Source organism: Rhizobium sp. WYCCWR 11152 (genome assembly GCF_013087615.1).
GTDB classification, from domain to species: domain Bacteria; phylum Pseudomonadota; class Alphaproteobacteria; order Rhizobiales; family Rhizobiaceae; genus Rhizobium; species Rhizobium indicum.
This window is the reverse complement of sequence record NZ_JABFCP010000010.1, coordinates 48,762-65,138: the sequence shown is the minus strand read 5'-3', so window position 1 is coordinate 65,138 and position 16,377 is coordinate 48,762. Positions and strand designations below refer to the sequence as shown.

Genomic DNA, 16,377 nt, shown 5'->3' with positions numbered 1-16,377 from the left:
AAGGAAGAAAACATGACCCGCGAAATCAGGCTGAACGCCTTCGACATGAATTGCGTCGGACACCAGTCGCCGGGGCTCTGGCGCCATCCGCGCGACAAGTCCTCAACCTACAAGGATCTCGACTACTGGGTGCATCTGGCAAAGACGCTGGAGCGAGGCAGGTTCGACGGGCTGTTCATCGCCGACGTGCTCGGCGTCTACGATGTGCTGAACGGCAATGTCGATGCTGCACTTCGCCATTCGGCGCAGGTGCCGGTCAATGATCCGCTGCAGCTGATCCCAACCATGGCCTACGAGACCGAGCATCTCGGCTTTGGCCTGACGGCGTCGCTCTCCTTCGAGCACCCCTACACCTTCGCCCGCCGCATATCGACGATCGACCATCTGACCAAGGGGCGTGTCGGCTGGAATATCGTCACCTCCTACCTCAACAGCGGTGCGCTCAATATCGGCCAGCCGGCGCAGACGAAGCATGATGACCGCTACGACCTCGCCGAGGAATATCTCGAGGTTTGCTACAAACTCTGGGAGGGAAGCTGGGAGGATGGCGCCGTCGTCCGCGACCGCGAAAGCGGTATCTTCACCCATCCTGACAAGGTCCACCCGATCCGCCATTCCGGCAAGCATTTCAACGTGCCCGGCATTCACTTGAGCGAACCCTCGCCGCAGCGCACGCCAGTGCTCTACCAGGCCGGCGCCTCCAGCCGCGGCAAGGATTTCGCCGGCGCCCATGCCGAGTGCATCTTCGTCGCATCCCCGTCGAAGCCTGTGCTGAAGCGTTACGTCGCCAATGTCCGCGAGGCGGCCGAACGCGTCGGCCGCAACCCGCGCGAAATCCTTGCCTTCAATCTGCAGACCGTGATCCTCGGCGAAACGGACGCGGAGGCACAGCGGAAGTTCAACGAATACCGCAAATACGCCTCCTTCGAGGGAGCGCTGACGCTGATTTCCGGTTGGACCGGCATCGATTTCGGTCAGTTCGGGCCGGACGAGGTACTGCGCCACCGCCATACCAATGCAGTGCAATCGGCCGTCGAGACCTTCACCACCATCGATCCCACCAAGGAATGGACGGTGCGCGAAATGGCCGACTGGGTCGGCATCGGCGGTTTCGGCCCTGTGTTCGTTGGTTCGCCGCAGACGGTCGCCGACCTGATGCAGGAATGGATCGAGGATACCGATGTCGACGGCTTCAACCTGGCCTATGCCGTGACGCCCGAAAGTTTCGAGGATGCCGTCGATCTGCTGGTGCCGGAACTGCAAAAGCGCGGCGTCTACAAGACCGATTACGCCAAGGGAACGTTGCGGGAAAAGCTTGGTGGCAAGGGACCGCGTCTCGTCGCTCCGCATCCGGGTGCTGCTTACCGCAACCTCGCGGGAGAACCGGTCAGGCTTGCCGCCGGCGGCTGATCGGCACGGCTTGCTCAGGCGAATGCGCACAGGGCAGAAAAATATCTCGCCCGGCTTGCGCATTTGAATTTAATATCCGTCGCAATGATCTTTTCGCCGTGAATATAGTCTGGCGAATTGTTCACCGATCAGGAGGGGTCATGACCGTATCATCTATCTCGCGGCGCACGCTGATGAAGGGCACTGCCCTACTGCTTGCCTCGACGGCGCTCGCCCGGCAGGCGCTCGCGCAGACCGCGTCCGGCGGCGGCCGACTGATCGTTGCGGCCGATTCCGAGCCGAAGAACCTCAACCCTGCCATCGTCGCCTCGAACGGCGTCTTCTTCGTCGCCAGCAAGGTGATCGAGCCGCTCGCCGAAGCGTCGTTCGACGGCAAGGACGGGCTTTCACCGCGCCTTGCGACCTCCTGGGAGGGCTCGGATGACGGCCTCTCGGTCACCTTCAAGCTGCGCGACGGCGTCACCTGGCACGATGGCAAGCCGTTCACCTCGGTCGATGTCGCCTTCTCCGCGCTTAACATCTGGAAGCCGCTGCAGAATCTCGGCCGCCTGGTCTTCGCCAATCTCGAAGCCGTCGATACGCCCGATGATTACACCGCCATCTTCCGCTTCTCCAAGCCGACGCCGTTCCAGCTGATCCGCAACGCCCTGCCTGTTGTCACTAGCGTCGTCGCCAAGCATATTTTCGACGGCACCGATATCGCCACCAACCCTGCCAACAACACGCTGATCGGCACCGGTCCGTTCAAATTCGCCGAACACAAGCCCGGCGAATATTACCGGCTGACGCGCAATGAGAATTACTGGGACAAGGAGCAGCCGAAACTCGACGAGATCATCTTCCGGGTGCTGCCCGATCGCGAGTCGGCGGGTGCAGCACTCGAAGCCGAGGAAATCCAGCTTGCCGCCTTCTCAGCTGTGCCGCTGGCCGATCTCGACCGTATCTCCAAGGTCGCCGGTATCAAAGTGATCTCGAAGGGCTATGAGGCCCTGACCTACCAACTCGTCGTCGAGATCAATCATCGCCGCAAGGAATTGGCCGATCTCAGGGTGCGGCAGGCGATCGCCCAGGCGATCGACAAGAAATTCGTGGTCGATACGATCTTCCTCGGTTACGCCGCCGCTTCGACCGGGCCGGTGCCGAAGAATGCACCGCAGTTCTATACACCCGATGTCGCGACCTATGCGTTCGACCCTGCGGCCGCCAACGATATCCTCGACAAGGCAGGATACAGCCAAGGGACTGACGGCAACCGCTTTACCCTGAAGCTTCGCCCCGCACCCTATTTCAACGAGACCCGGCAGTTCGGCGATTACCTTCGCCAGGCGCTCGCGGTGATCGGCATCAATGCGGAAATCGTCAATGCCGATGCGGCCGCGCACCAGAAGGCAGTCTATACCGACCACGACTTCGATCTCGCCGTCGGTCCGCCGGTCTTCCGCGGTGATCCGGCGATCTCCACCACCATTCTCGTCCAGTCCGGGACGCCAGCCGGCGTGCCCTTCTCCAATCAGGGCGGCTACGTCAATCCGGAGGTCGACAAGATCATCAAACAGGCCTCCGAGACCGTCGACACGGCGTCGCGCACCGATCTCTATCGCAAGTTCCAGCAGCTCGTCGCAGCCGATCTGCCGCTGATCAACGTCGCGGAATGGGGTTTCATCACCGTCGCGCGCGACAGCGTGCTCAGCGTTGCGGATAATCCGCGTTGGGCTGTCTCGAACTGGGGCGATACGGCGCTACAATCGTGATAGGATCGGCGGCAATTCTCTTCCAGAGGCCCTGTCCGGCGTGAGACGTGCTATCATCCTCCTGAGGCGCAGGGCGATCAGCAGCATTCCGGTGCTGCTGATCGTGGTGATCTTCACCTTTTTCCTGCTTGAATCCGCCTCGGGCGATGCCGTCGACGCCTATCTTGGCTCGATCGGCGGCGGCGATGCCGCACTTAGGCAGTCGCTGCGCGAGAGCTACGGCCTCGACCAATCGATGTTCGCGCGCCTCTGGCTCTATCTTTCCTCACTCGCACGCTTCGATCTCGGCTGGTCGGTCGCCTTCGGCCGGCCGGCCGGTGCGCTCATTGCCGAACGCCTGCCCAATACGCTGCTCCTGATGGGCAGCGCGACGGCGCTATCCTTCGGCCTCGGCTCGGCGCTCGGCATCCTTGCCGGGGCGCGGCCGGGCGGTCTGCGGGATCGGCTGCTGTCGATCGGCTCGCTGATCGTCTATGCCATTCCGAGCTTCTGGCTCGGCCTAGTGCTGAGCATCGCCTTTTCGGTGAAGCTGCGCTGGTTTCCGATCGCCGGCGTCGCGACGATCGCTTCCGGCAAGACAGGATTTTCGCGCGCGCTCGATATCGCCGATCATCTCGTTCTGCCGGTCGGCGCTCTGGCGTTGATCTATCTCGCCTTGTTTCTGCGGGTGATGCGCAGCGGCATGGCCGAGGCCTGGAAGCTCGATTTCGTGCTCTTCGCCCGCGCCAAGGGTCTGTCGCGCAGCCGGATCGTGCTGCGCCATGTCGCGCGCAACGCGCTGTTGCCGCTCGTCACCATGCTCGGACTGCAATCGGCGGCCATGCTCGGCGGCAGCGTGGTGATCGAGAGCATCTTTGCGATCCCGGGCTTCGGGCGGCTGGCGCAGGAGGCGGTCAACGGCCGTGACGCGCCGTTGTTGATGGGCATCATCGTCACCAGCGCCGTCCTGGTCATCTCGGTCAATTTCCTCGTCGATCTCGTCTATGCCGCACTCGACCCGCGCATCGGCGCTTCGGAGGGCGGCGTATGAGCTGGCTGCGGCGACTGTTGCGCACGCCGGAAGGTGTGGCCGGATTTGCGATCCTTCTCGTCCTGCTTTTAGCCGGGCTGCTCGCTCCCGTCATTTCGCCGGGCGATCCGCTGAAAATTGCCGGCCACGCCCTGCTGGCGCCATTCACCGATCCGGGTTTTCCGCTTGGCACCGACCGTCTCGGCCGCGACGTGCTGGCGGGCCTGCTCTATGGTGCCAGAACCTCGCTTGCCGTTGGCCTGGCGGCGGCGTTTGCGGCCATGGTGCTTGGGCTCTGCGTCGGCCTTGCGGCCGGTTTTGCCGGCGGACTCGTCGACGAGGCGCTGATGCGGGTGGTTGACGCCTTCCAGATCGTGCCGGCTTTCCTGCTCGCCCTCGCTTTCGTCAGCACCATCGGCGTGTCGACACCCATTGTCGTCCTTGCCATCGCACTCGGCACCTGGGCCGATCCGGCGCGGCTGACGAGAGCGCAGGTGCTTGCGATCCGCGAGCAGGATTATGTCGCCTCGGCAAGGGTGATCGGCATGCATCCGGCCGAGATCGCTTTCCGGGAAATCCTGCCGAATGCATTGCCACCGGTGCTGGCGCTTTCGGCCACCATCGTCGCCGGTGCGATCCTCACTGAGGCAGCGCTGTCCTTCCTTGGTCTGGGTAACCCCAATATCGCCACCTGGGGTTCGATGATCGCAGAGGGCCGCAGCGTGTTGCGTTCAGCATCCTATCTCTCGGTCATACCGGGTGCGGCACTCGCCGTGACCGTGCTCGGCGTCCATCTCTTCAGCGAGGGTCTGGGCAAGGCGCTTGGCGACAATGGCGTGAGGGCGGCATGAGCGGCGTCTTCTGTAGCCTGCGGCAGCTTTCGGTCACCTACGGGCGCAGTGGGAACGGCGCGGCCGCGCTCGACAATATCGATCTAGATATCGTCGCCGGCGAAAGGCTGGCGATCATCGGCGAAAGCGGCTCCGGCAAGAGCACACTTGCCCGCGCGCTTGCCGGTCTGCTGCCGGAGGGAACGAAGGTCGGCGGCGAGATACTCTGGCCCGGCCTTGGCCATCCGCCCCGCCCAGGCCGCGATTTCGGCCTCGTCTTCCAGGATCCGGGCTCCAGCCTCAATCCCGTTTTGACGATCGGCGAACAGATCGCCGAGGGCGCCAGACGCCATCTCGGCCTAAGTTGGAAACAGGCCTATATCAGGGCCGAGGAATTGCTTGAGCGGGTGAGAATACCGCAGCCCGACAAGGCGATGCGGGCCTTTCCGCATCAGCTTTCCGGCGGCCAGCGCCAACGCGTGGCGATTGCGGCGGCGATTGCCGCGAGGCCTGCGCTGCTGATCGCCGACGAGGCGACCAGCGCGCTCGACGTCGTCGTCCAGGCCGAGATCGTCCGCCTGCTCGACGGGCTCGTACGCGAAGACGGCATGACGCTGCTCTTCATCACCCACGACATCGCGCTTGCCTCCGGCTTTGTCGATCGCATCGCCGTTTTCCGCAATGCGAGGCTGGTCGAGGCAGGCCCCGTCTGTTCGGTGCTTTCGGCGCCCAAGAGCGACTATACCGCCGCCCTGATCGCCAGCCATCGAGACCTCGCGACGCCGCCGCTGATCGTGGAGGTGCGGTCATGAACGACAGGCTGCTTTCCATCGAAAACCTGTCGAAAGGTTTTTCGTCTGCGGGACGCCGGATTGCCGCTCTCGATAATGTGTCGCTCACCATCGCGGCGGGGGAAACGCTCGGTCTCGTCGGCGCCTCCGGCAGTGGAAAATCGACGCTATCGCGCATCCTGCTGCGGCTTGTTGCTGCCGATGCCGGCTCGATTCGCTTCGAGGGAGAGGATTGGCTCGCGCTGAATGGTGCGCCTTTGCGGCGCCGGCGGGCGCGTATGCAGATGGTGTTTCAGGATCCGCTCGCCGCCTTCAATCCGGTGGCGAGCGTCGGTGCAGTGCTCGACGATCCGCTTCGCATCCATGGCGTCGTCGCGAAAGATCGACGTCCTGGCGAGATCGCCAAGCTGCTGGAGCGTGTCGGCCTCACCGCAGATCATGCCGCCCGTCCGGTGCGAGCACTCTCCGGCGGCCAGCGGCAGCGTGTGGCGATTGCGCGGGCGATGGCGACACGGCCCTCGTTACTGGTGCTCGATGAGGCGGTCTCGGCGCTCGATGTGACCGTGCGTGGCAGGATCTTGGAGCTTCTGGTCGATCTGCAGAAAGAACAGGGCGTTGCCTGTCTGTTCATTTCGCACGATCTTGCTGTGGTGCGCGCCGTCTCCCACCGCATCGCCGTTATGGATGGCGGACGGATCGTCGAGACCGGACCGGCAGCGGCGGTCGTTGCCGCGCCGCAATCCGATGCCGCCCGCGCGCTCGTTGCCGCCGTCCCTCGTCTCGTGACCGATCCCTGCTGAAGGAAGTGTCCATGTCCGATCCTGGTTGGAATCCCCTGCACGGTGTCCCCTCCTACCCCGCAGAGCGCTTCGCTGCCCTTGCCGACAGGATCGGCGGCATATTGCGCAGCCGCAACGACATCCTGCTCGTGCAGGCCGAGGCGGTGGTGGCGCTGGAGGCGGCGGCCGTCAGTCTTGCGCGTCCCGGCCTGACAGCACTCAATATCATCACCAGCCCCTATGGCGGCTGGTTCGGGCAATGGCTGCGGCGGGGCGGTGCGACGGTCGCCGATATTGTCGCCGAGCCAGGCCTGCCGGTCGAGATCGAGGCGGTGGCAAAAGCGCTCGACGCCGGTCCCCGGATCGATGTGCTTGCCTTGGTTCACGCGGAATCGGCGAGCGGCATTCTGAACCCCCTGCCCGAGATACTGGCGCTTGCGCAGGCACGCGGCATCGTCACTGTTGTCGACGCAGTCGCCTCGGTTGGTGGCCATGAACTTAACGTTGACGATCTCGGCATCGACATCGCGGTGATCGGGCCACAGAAGGCGCTCGGCGGCCCGGCTGGCGTGTCCGCACTTTCCGTCAGCGGCGGCGCCTGGGATCTGATCCTCAGAGACGGCGCCCCGCGCGATTCGATCTTGTCTTTGGCCGATCTGAAGAGCTGGATCGACGGCGGCCGCCGTAGCCTGCCGGGAACACCGGCGCCGCTGGAATTCTTCGCGCTGGAGACGGCGCTCGACCGCATCGAGGCCGAAGGCCTGGAGAATGTCGTCGCTCGCCACGCTCTGGCGGCATCGGCGACACGGGCAGGGCTTGCCGCACTCGGAGCCTCGGCCTGGGTACCGGCAGCAAAGGCTTCGAACCTGGTGACGGCGGTGCCGGTGCCGGAGGCGCTGGCGCCTGCCGCGCTGATCGCAACCGCCGGGCAGCTCGGGGTCGAGCTGAGCGAAGGCGTCGGAACCGCGCCGGCCCGTCTCGTGCGGCTGAACCACACTGGTCCGCGCGCCGCATTCCAGACGGTGCTCTCGAATGTCGTGGCGTATGGTGCGGCCCTCAGGCAGGCCGGCCATGCCGCGGATATCGCAGCCGCTTCGGAGGCGATGTCGGCGGCCTATAGCCGCTGATAGGATGTTCTCAGAGCCGGGAAGGCCTGTCGGCGACCACAAGGCCGCCAGCCCGACTTAAGCCCGGCCTGACGAAAACTTCCCGGCACCCCGACGAAAGCCCTATTCGGCCCTTGATAATCACGGCTCGTCAAGGCAGGAGAGTGGCATCGCGGAGACTTGATGCAGATGACGAGATTGCTGGATGCGCAGGGCTTGGAGATTTCGCATGAGGGGCATCGTACCCGCCTGAAATGGCACCGGTTGCGCAAGCAGTGTGCCGATCCGCTGTTTTCCGCCGAGGTGATGGCGGAAGGCTTTGCGGCGGGCGCCTCGATGGAGCTCGATCTGCGCGTGCGCGCCGACGGCGGTTTCGTCGTGCTGCACGACAAGGAACTCGAAGGCGAGACGACAGGACATGGACCGGTCGCCGAAAAGAGCGCCAGTGACCTCAGGGATATCAGGATGCAAGAGGGCGACCGGCCGCTGATCCTCAGCGAGGATCTCGCTGCCATGATGCAATCGACGCATCCAGCCGCATTGCTGCAATTCGACATGAAGGACGACTTTGAAGCGATCGGCGCCAGGGGCGTCGCGCATCTGGCCGCGCATTTTAGGGATATCGCCGCCTCGGTGATTGTCAGCGGCGACAGTCTCGACCTCATCGTCGCGGTCAAGGAGAAACTTCCCGATCTCCTGCGCGGCATCGATCCGACTGACAAGCTCTACGGCATCAGGAAGGCCAGCGGCTGGAAGGCGGTCGAGACGGAACTGCGCGCTGACCTGCGCGGCCCGACCGAGCCGGACACGATCTATCTGCACTGGCCGCTGATCCTTGATGCGGCCAATGCGGGGCTGGATATGATCGCGCTCTGCCAGGACGAAGGCAAACGCGTCGATGCCTGGACCTTCACCCTGAAGGATCCGGAGGCCGGTTTCAGCGAAGAGGAATGGCGAGGCTTTTCGGCGCTGATGGCCCTGAAGCCGGATCAGATCACCACCGACGAGGCACCGGCGACAGAACGCGCCTGGCGCCGCCGCATGGCGGATTAACCGGCGGACATTGGAGCATAATGCCGAAAGGTATGAGAAGCTTTCGATACCCTGGTTCTGGGTTTGTCGCCTGTTTTTTTGCAGTTTGCATCATTTTAAACTTCTGATGCTATCCATATCCAGCAGACAAATGTTGGTGTCCGATATGCAAGTTGTTGATACTAAAGCAATTGCGCAACAAGCAAATTCCAGCTTGCAGGAAGCGTGGCATCTTGGGTGTACGGGCCGGTCGGTTGAGGCACTCACACTGGCCGGCGAAATTCTTGCCGATGCCAAGGCGCGGGGTGACGATCGGCTCGCCGCGCAATGCGACACCGACATTGCCTGGTACTGTTTTCAGATCGGCAAGGCCGAACTTGGACTGACGCATGTCCGCCGGGCGGTAGACTTCTGGAAATTGAGCGGGGAGCCCAAACAGGAATCCTGCGCCCGGGCGTATTCCGGATGGTTGCTCTTGGAACTAGGCCTGCCCGAGGAAGCGATCGAAGAAGCCACCCGCGCGTTGGATCTGGCCGACAAGACCGCAGACTTGAAAGCGCAAAGCCTGGCGACCAACGTCATTGGAATTATCTTCTGGTACAACAAACAGCCCGACCGGGCCATTTTGATGAGTGAGCGGTCCGTCGAACTCGCCAGATCAATCGGCAATAAGACCTACGAATGCTGGTGGCTCATCAATCTCGGCGGCGCTCATTCGGAAGGCGGATATATCGCGGAGGCGCTCGGCCAGCCGGGGGAAGGACGCCAGATGCTGGTGAGAGCGCTGGAACTGACCGAACAGGCGCTCGACATTGCAACCGAGACCGGCGACAGCTGGGCTGCTCGCATCTGTCTCGGCAATAAAGCCGAATTCCACAGCCACTTGGGCGAACATGACAAGGCGCTCTAGTGCATGGTCCGCTACCGGCTATTTCAAGAGAACAGCTATGTCAGGGACAGGCAGCAATATCTCTACACCTTGGGCCAGATCTACAACAATTCCGGAAAATTCGCGGAAGCCCTGTCGCCGCTGCTCGAGGCGACGGAGCTGATCGACGACGGCGGTAGTTTCGATTCCTGTATCCAGATCTATCTCTATCTGTCGCAGGCCTATGAAGGGCTGGGACAGTTCGATCCGGCGCTGGCGGCTCATAAGAAATACCATCAGGCCTATTTGCGCAATAGCGCCGAGAGAACCCAGCAGCGCGCACGTCTCGCCGAAATTTACTATGAAACCAGGCGGTTCAAGGAAGTTGCCGAAACGGAGACGAAGCGCGCAGAAACGCTGGAGGCCTCCTATCAGAAATTGCAGGAGCAAACCGATATCCTTGCCAGTGCCGTCTATCTGGACACGCTGACCGGGCTCTATAACCGCAAATATCTCGACAGCCGCTTTAAAGCGCTGACATCTGAGAAGCGCCCATATTCCATCGCGATGCTGGATGTCGACCACTTCAAGTCGATCAACGACAACTTCTCTCACATGATCGGCGACCGGGTCCTGAGTACCATTGGAGCCATATTGCGCAGCCAGTTGCGAATTACCGATCAGGCAGTTCGTTTTGGTGGCGAGGAATTCGTCGTCCTGCTCGCCGGCGCTCCCCGAGGCGCCGCCGATGTCTGCGAAAAGCTGCGTTCGGCCATTGAACAGTGGGACTGGTCCGAGATCTGCAACGGGCTGCACGTCACGATCAGCATCGGTGTTGCCGGTACCCTGTCTGCCAAGTCTCCGAACGAGATTTTGGCGATCGCCGATCAGAATCTCTACACGGCGAAAAAGAGCGGCCGCAATCGCGTTGTTGGGTAACGCTCGCAGTTTCGCCAATCAGGCGGATCGCGTCTCTGGGACGGTGTATCTATAGTCCCTCGATGTCGAGGATGAATGCGAATTCGCCGGCAAGCCCCGGCGAATGGGCGATGACAGGCCCGCCCTGCGCAAGCAGCCTGTCGACCGGCGGCATCGCCACCACCGCGCCGGCCTCTTCGGCGATCAGCGCGCCGGCGAGCATGTCCCAGGCATTGAGATGGCGTTCGTAATAGAGATCGGCAGCCCCCTCGGCGACGCGAACGAGGTCGATTGCGGCCGCGCCCATGCGGCGATAATCCATACCGCGTTCGTGGAGCCGCCGCGAGAGCGCGAGATGGTCGTCGAAGCTCGTCTTGCGGGAATGGCCGAGAATGACAAGCGCATTGGCCGGATCGACGGTCGCAGCCGCATGCACCGGAAGCCCGTCCTTGAAGGCGCCGCCGCCGCGGACGGCGTGAAAGACTTTGTCTCCGGCGGCGTCGTAGACCACGCCGATCTCCACCTTGCCGCCGACGACGAAGGCGATCGAGACACCCCAGTGCCGGAAGCCTCTGATATAGTTGGTCGTGCCGTCGATCGGATCGACGACCCAGGTGCCGCCCTCGCCCGACCGTCCGCCGCTTTCTTCGCCCATGAAAGTGTCATCCGGAAAGCGCGAGAGCAGGCCGTCGCTGATCGCCTGCTCGGCCCTCCTGTCGGCGATGGTGACGAAATCCTGCAATCCCTTGTTCTCGACGGCAAGCGAGCCGGGGGCAGAGTCGTGCCGAAACCGGGCCGTTTCCCGCCCGACTTCGAGGGCAACGATGATCGCGGCCTCCGCCCGTGCGCGGATGGCGGCGGTGTCGAAAGCGGTATTCATCAGGCAGTCCTTCTTCTGATCAGTGTCACCGGTGTGAATTCGACACGCGCCGTCAGGTCCGGCTCGACGATGCGGCTCATCAGCAGGTCGACCGTCTTTTCGGCCTGGACGTCGCAGGGTTGGCGGATGGTCGTGAGATCGTAGGCGGTCCAGCTCGCCTGAGGAATGTCGTCATGGCCGATGATGGAGAGCGGTGGCGTATCATCGCGGCCGCGGCCCTGCATGACGCGGTCGATGACGCCGCAGGCCATGTAGTCGTTGGCGCAAAACAGCCCGTCTATGCCGGATGCGGCAAGTTCGGCTGCAGCATCGTAGCCGCTCCGGTAGTCGTTGATTCTGACCTGCAGAAACTGCGCCTCGACGCCGAGCTGCTTGCAGCGTGCAATGAAGGCCTCGCTGCGCCGCCGCGCCGTATAGGATATGGCAGGGGCGGCCATCACGGCGGGTTTTCGCGCGCCACTGTCGATCAGGTGGGTGGCGGCGAGATGGCCGGCCATGCGATCATCGGAGATGATGCGGTCGACGAAGGGAATGTCATTGCCCTTGTTGATCAGCACGATCGGCACACCCTCAGCCGCACACTGCTCGCAGATCTCGGTCGGCGGGGCATCCGAGGTGACGATGACGCCTGAGACGGCGTAATGCAGCAGCTGGCCGATGACCGTCGAAGTATCCGCCTCCGGCGAGGTCGGCAGCAGGATGGGGCGGAAATTGCGGGCGAGCAGCATTCTTGCCAGATGCTCGATCTGCAGCGTGCGGAACGGATTGTCGAGGCCGGCGGCGACGACGCCGACGAGATCGGAGCGTTTGTTGGTCAGGCTTCGAGCAAGATAATTCACCCGGTAGCCAAGTTCCTTGGCGGCCTGATAGACCTTCTCGCGCGTCTTCGGCGAGACGCTGGCATCCGGCGTGAAGGCGCGCGACACGGCGGCGCGCGAGACGCCGGCCACACGCGCCACGTCGAAGGAGGTTACCTTGCGCGGTCCCTTATCCCTGTCTGCCAACTGCTTTTTCCTTAGCCGCAGGCGGCCGCATCAGATCGGGCAGATCCGTGCAGATGCCGAGAACCGGAAGCTTCATGATGTCATCGAGAATGGCCGGCCGCTCCTCGTGCCAGAGCACGATCTCGCGGCCAGCATCGAAGGCACGGCGCATCAGCGCGTCGGTCACCAGATCCTGCGGACGTTCGCCTGCCCTCTCCCAGCATAGATGCACGATATCGGCGCCGGCCTCGTCGGCGAGCGCGTGCGGATCGTGGCCGACCCGGATCAGCACCGAAAGCGGGAAATCGCAGGCCGCGTCGCTAAGTTCGCGCACCTGTGCTGTGTCGAAGGAGCCGAGACAGGCGAAACGCTGGTTCATCTCGGCAAGGTGCTGCCAGCAGCGCATGCCGGTCCCAGGCGCCTTCAATTCGACATAGAGGCCGGTCCCGGTCTCGCGGCCGAGTGCGGCCACCTCCGAAAAACTCGGCACGTCGACGCCGTCGAGGCCGGCAAGCTCCGCCGCCGTCATCTCGGAAATGCGGCGGTCGATGCCGAAGACGCGCTCGAGATGGTCGTCATGCGAGACGACGACCACGCCGTCCTTGGTCAGCTGCGTGTCGAGTTCCCACATTTCCGCGCCGAGCTCGGCGGCGCGGCGGAAGGCGGCGATGGTATTTTCGCGTTCATGGCCGCTGGCGCCGCGATGGCCGATGCAAAAGGGAAGCCGGCCCTTGCCCGATGGCCAGCCGTAACGCTCAAAAAATGCCGAGAAATCGCGGGTCATCAGAGCCTCCTGCCATTTTCGTCGAAGACGAATATGCCGCGGCTGTCGATCGCCCAGCGGACGTCGTCGCCCACATGGATATCGCTGCGCACCGGCTGGATCGAGCGCAGCAGCGGTCCGCCGGCAAGAGCCACGTCGTAGAGGTTCTCGCGACCCTGTGTTTCGGCAAAGGTGACCTTGCCCGGCACGGCGATGTCGCCTGCCGGCGTAAAATGCTCCGGCCGGACGCCGAGCATCAGCTTCGTGCCCTCGGCGGCGCCGACAGAATCCGGCAGCGGCACGCGGATCTCGCTTTGCGGGATGATGAAGGCGCCCTTGTCCACGACGCCGCGCAGGAAGGTGATCGGCGGATTGCCGAGAAAGCCGGCGACGAAGGCGGTCTTCGGATCATTGTACATTTCGGCAGGCGTGGCGATCTGAACGATCTCGCCTTCCTTCATGATGGCGATGCGGTCGCACATGCTCATCGCCTCGACCTGGTCGTGGGTGACGAGAATGGCGGTGATGCCGGTCTCGCGCTGCAGGCGGCGGATTTCCGAGCGCATTTCGAGGCGCAGCTTGGCGTCGAGATTGGCGAGCGGCTCGTCGAGCAGCAGCACATCGGGCTTGCGGATCAGCGCGCGGGCCAGCGCCACGCGCTGCTGCTGGCCGCCGGAAAGCTCGGCCGGCCTGCGGCCCATCAGGTTGCCGATCTGAACGAGGGCGGCGATGCGGTCGACTTCCTTGCGGATTTCGGCGGCCGGCATGCCCTTCACCTTCAGCGGAAAGCCGATGTTCTCGGTAACCGTCATGTGCGGATAGAGTGCATAGGACTGGAAGACCACTCCGACATTGCGGGCCTGGCTCGGCAGGTCGGTGACGTCGCGGTCGCCGAAGAGGATGCGCCCGCCGCTCGGCCGGTGGATGCCGCAGACAGAAAACAGCGTCGTCGACTTGCCGCAGCCGGAAGGGCCGAGCAGCGCCAGCATCTCGCCGTTGCCGACTTCGAGCGTCATGTTCTCGATGACTTTGGTGGAGCCGAAGCTCTTCGAAAAATTGTCGAGGAGGATGCGCATCAGCCTTTGCTCCCGCCGCCATAGATGTTCATGAGGTATTTGTTGAAGAGCGCGTAAACGATCAGCACCGGAACGAGATAGAAGACGCCGACTGCTTTGAACATGTTGAAGTCATAATTGTTATCGTCGGCGAGGAAGGCCGCAAGATAGACCGAAAGTACCTGCACCTGATTACCAGGCGCCAGCACCTGCGGCAGGATGAACTCGCCCCAGCCGGAGAGGAAAGAAAACAGGCCGAGCGCCATGATCCCAGGCTTGACCTGCGGCAAGACGAGGCTGCGCCAGACCCGGAAGCGCGAGGCGCCGTCGACGACGCCGGCCATTTCGATTTCCCACGGCACCGTGTCGTAGAAGCCCTTCATCAGCCAGATGCCGAGCGGCAAATCGATCGCCGCCTTCACCAGGATGACGCCGATCAGCGAATTGTAGAGGCCGATCATCTGCAGCACGATGAAGATGGCGATGATCAGCGTCACCGACGGGAAGGCATGCAGCACCATGACGCCGGCAAGGAAGAAGCCGCGCGCCGGCACGTTCAGTCGTGACAGAACATAGCCCGCCATCGACGAAACGATGAGCACGAGGCTGGTGGTGCAGGCCGCAAAGAGCAGCGTATTCACAGTCACCTGCCAGATGTTTGCCTTGCCCTCCGTCGTCTGCCAGAGGAATCGCCAGTGACTAAGCGTCAAGCCGGAGGGCAGCAACGCGTCCGCCTGCTTCACGGTCACGGTGTCGAGGAAGAGATAGACATACATCAGCAGCAGCGGCAGGCTGACGATAGTCAGGGCCGTTATGACAGGCCAGCTGCGGTAATTTTCCGAGGGCTGCGATCGTTCGGCCATGGTCAATCCTCGATCAAGGGCTTGGCGACAAGCGTGCCGTAGTTGAAGACGCGCAGATAGAGGAGCGACAGCATCACGCCGATGACGACGAGCACCAATGCCATGGCGGCACCCAACCCGTATTCCAGATTGCCGGCATAGTTCCTCAGCGCCGTGTGATAGGCGGACAGCGCCCAGACCTCGGTCGCATTGCCCGGTCCGCCATTGGTCGCAAGCAGGATTTCATTGAAGGAGGCAAGCAGCGACAGCGTCTGATAGCAGGTAACGAAGAGGATCGGCCAGCGCATCTGCGGCAGGATGATGTAGCGGATCTGCTGCCAGCGCGAGGCGCCGTCGACCTCGCTCGCATAGAACTGGCTCTTCGGAATGGCCTTCATCGCCGAGGAGAACACCAGCATGCCCATCGAGGCGCCGATGAAGCCGTTGATCAGCACGACGAAGAGCCAGGCGTTATAGGCGTTGTCGAGCAGGTAGTTCTTCGGCGGATAGCCGAACTTGCCCATTAGGATCGAAATGAACCCGGTGTCCCAGGCGAGCCACTTCCATAGCATGACGTAGATGACGACGGGGGTGATGCGCGGCAGCAGCCAGATTCCGCGGAAGATCGAAGCCGGCGTCGGCGGCATGTAATGCGTCCAGATCGCCAGCAGCAGCGCATAACCGACATTGAACAGCATCAGCACCAGCGCGACGTAGAGCACGGTATTGAAAAGCACGCGCGCCATGTCCGGTGAGGTGGTCATGCGTGAGAAATTGTCGGTCGTCCAGACCCAGCCGGTATAAGTGGCCTTGGCGACGGTTTCCTTCTGCTCGGGTGTGAGTTTAAACCCCAGGCTGTCCAGCGCCGAAAAGAGCTGTTCCTTGCTGTCGAAGCGGGTGTTGAGAACAGAGCGGTTGAACTGTTCGGAAATCTGTTTGACGTCGCGCGTCGAAGGCCGGTCGGCGAGATCCTTGATCATGCGCTCGACGTCGCGGCGCGCCGTGAACACCTCACCTGCATGTTTGGCGCGCAACTCCGTGGCGATCCCCGGCGCAAGCCCGAGACCTTCGACGGCCTTGAGGCCCGCCTCGTCGATCGTGTAGCGCGGCTCGGCCATCTCGGCGGCGATGTCTGGGATTGCCGATTTTAGCGCAATCATGGAGTTGGGTGCGATCTGATAGACACCGCCGGAAATACCGGTCGCCGTCGTCATGCTGGTCATCGAAAAGACCGCCGTCAGAACGACCGGCATCAGGAAGAAAAGAACGATCATGATCGCCGCAGGCGCGATCATCACCAGTCCGAGCGTTCTGGACGATTTCATGGAAGCCTCCTCGCGGACCGACCGGGCAGCGTTGC

At 62.8% G+C, this 16,377-nt stretch carries 14 protein-coding genes and 1 pseudogene; 9 read left to right on the top strand and 6 right to left on the bottom strand.

What is annotated here, in order from left to right:
- Positions 1–12: 12 nt before the first annotated feature.
- From G9X67_RS20485 to G9X67_RS35440, 9 genes and pseudogenes are all read left to right on the top strand, one after another.
- Complete coding sequence (locus tag G9X67_RS20485) at positions 13–1,410, top strand: LLM class flavin-dependent oxidoreductase (RefSeq protein WP_138334032.1); 1,398 nt, start codon at positions 13–15, stop codon at positions 1,408–1,410.
- 140 nt (positions 1,411–1,550) lie between these two features.
- Positions 1,551–3,161 carry an ABC transporter substrate-binding protein gene (locus tag G9X67_RS20480; protein WP_171599524.1) on the top strand — a complete coding sequence of 537 codons (1,611 nt, stop codon included), beginning with the start codon at positions 1,551–1,553 and terminating at the stop codon, positions 3,159–3,161.
- Positions 3,162–3,201: 40 nt separating this feature from the next.
- The gene (locus tag G9X67_RS20475) at positions 3,202–4,191 is read left to right on the top strand and encodes an ABC transporter permease (RefSeq protein ID WP_138334028.1); all 990 of its coding nucleotides are present in this window, start codon (positions 3,202–3,204) and stop codon (positions 4,189–4,191) included.
- Positions 4,188–5,021, top strand: coding sequence for an ABC transporter permease (locus G9X67_RS20470; RefSeq protein ID WP_171599523.1), 834 nt, complete (start codon positions 4,188–4,190; stop codon positions 5,019–5,021). The genes G9X67_RS20475 and G9X67_RS20470 overlap by 4 nt, the downstream gene beginning before the upstream one ends.
- Positions 5,018–5,812 (top strand): ABC transporter ATP-binding protein, encoded by a 795-nt coding sequence (locus tag G9X67_RS20465; protein ID WP_138334025.1) that lies wholly within the window; start codon positions 5,018–5,020, stop codon positions 5,810–5,812. The genes G9X67_RS20470 and G9X67_RS20465 overlap by 4 nt, the downstream gene beginning before the upstream one ends.
- Positions 5,809–6,591 carry a dipeptide/oligopeptide/nickel ABC transporter ATP-binding protein gene (locus G9X67_RS20460; protein ID WP_138334023.1) on the top strand — a complete coding sequence of 261 codons (783 nt, stop codon included), beginning with the start codon at positions 5,809–5,811 and terminating at the stop codon, positions 6,589–6,591. The genes G9X67_RS20465 and G9X67_RS20460 overlap by 4 nt, the downstream gene beginning before the upstream one ends.
- Positions 6,592–6,602: 11 nt before the next feature.
- Positions 6,603–7,697 carry an aminotransferase class V-fold PLP-dependent enzyme gene (locus G9X67_RS20455; RefSeq protein WP_138389957.1) on the top strand — a complete coding sequence of 365 codons (1,095 nt, stop codon included), beginning with the start codon at positions 6,603–6,605 and terminating at the stop codon, positions 7,695–7,697.
- A 168-nt stretch (positions 7,698–7,865) separates the two neighbouring features.
- A complete protein-coding gene (locus G9X67_RS20450) occupies positions 7,866–8,729 on the top strand; it encodes a glycerophosphodiester phosphodiesterase family protein (protein WP_171599625.1) in 864 nt (287 codons plus the stop codon).
- 130 nt (positions 8,730–8,859) lie between these two features.
- Positions 8,860–10,515, top strand: a pseudogene (locus G9X67_RS35440) (GGDEF domain-containing protein).
- 49 nt (positions 10,516–10,564) lie between these two features.
- Here G9X67_RS35440 and G9X67_RS20440 read toward each other — a convergent pair.
- From G9X67_RS20440 to G9X67_RS20415, 6 genes are read right to left on the bottom strand one after another with little or no spacing between them, the layout of a single operon-like run.
- A complete protein-coding gene (locus tag G9X67_RS20440; protein WP_138334015.1) occupies positions 10,565–11,374 on the bottom strand; it encodes an inositol monophosphatase family protein in 810 nt (269 codons plus the stop codon).
- Complete coding sequence (locus tag G9X67_RS20435) at positions 11,374–12,378, bottom strand: LacI family DNA-binding transcriptional regulator (protein WP_138334014.1); 1,005 nt, start codon at positions 12,376–12,378, stop codon at positions 11,374–11,376. The genes G9X67_RS20440 and G9X67_RS20435 overlap by 1 nt, the downstream gene beginning before the upstream one ends.
- On the bottom strand, positions 12,362–13,141 hold the full coding sequence (locus tag G9X67_RS20430; RefSeq protein WP_138334012.1) for a glycerophosphodiester phosphodiesterase: 780 nt from the start codon (positions 13,139–13,141) through the stop codon (positions 12,362–12,364). The genes G9X67_RS20435 and G9X67_RS20430 overlap by 17 nt, the downstream gene beginning before the upstream one ends.
- The gene (locus tag G9X67_RS20425; protein WP_138334010.1) at positions 13,141–14,196 is read right to left on the bottom strand and encodes an ABC transporter ATP-binding protein; all 1,056 of its coding nucleotides are present in this window, start codon (positions 14,194–14,196) and stop codon (positions 13,141–13,143) included. Before G9X67_RS20425 ends, G9X67_RS20430 begins: the two co-directional genes overlap by 1 nt.
- On the bottom strand, positions 14,196–15,038 hold the full coding sequence (locus G9X67_RS20420) for a carbohydrate ABC transporter permease (protein ID WP_138334008.1): 843 nt from the start codon (positions 15,036–15,038) through the stop codon (positions 14,196–14,198). Before G9X67_RS20420 ends, G9X67_RS20425 begins: the two co-directional genes overlap by 1 nt.
- A gap of 2 nt (positions 15,039–15,040) precedes the next feature.
- Positions 15,041–16,342, bottom strand: coding sequence for a sugar ABC transporter permease (locus tag G9X67_RS20415; protein ID WP_171599522.1), 1,302 nt, complete (start codon positions 16,340–16,342; stop codon positions 15,041–15,043).
- Between the last annotated feature and the right edge of the window lie 35 nt (positions 16,343–16,377).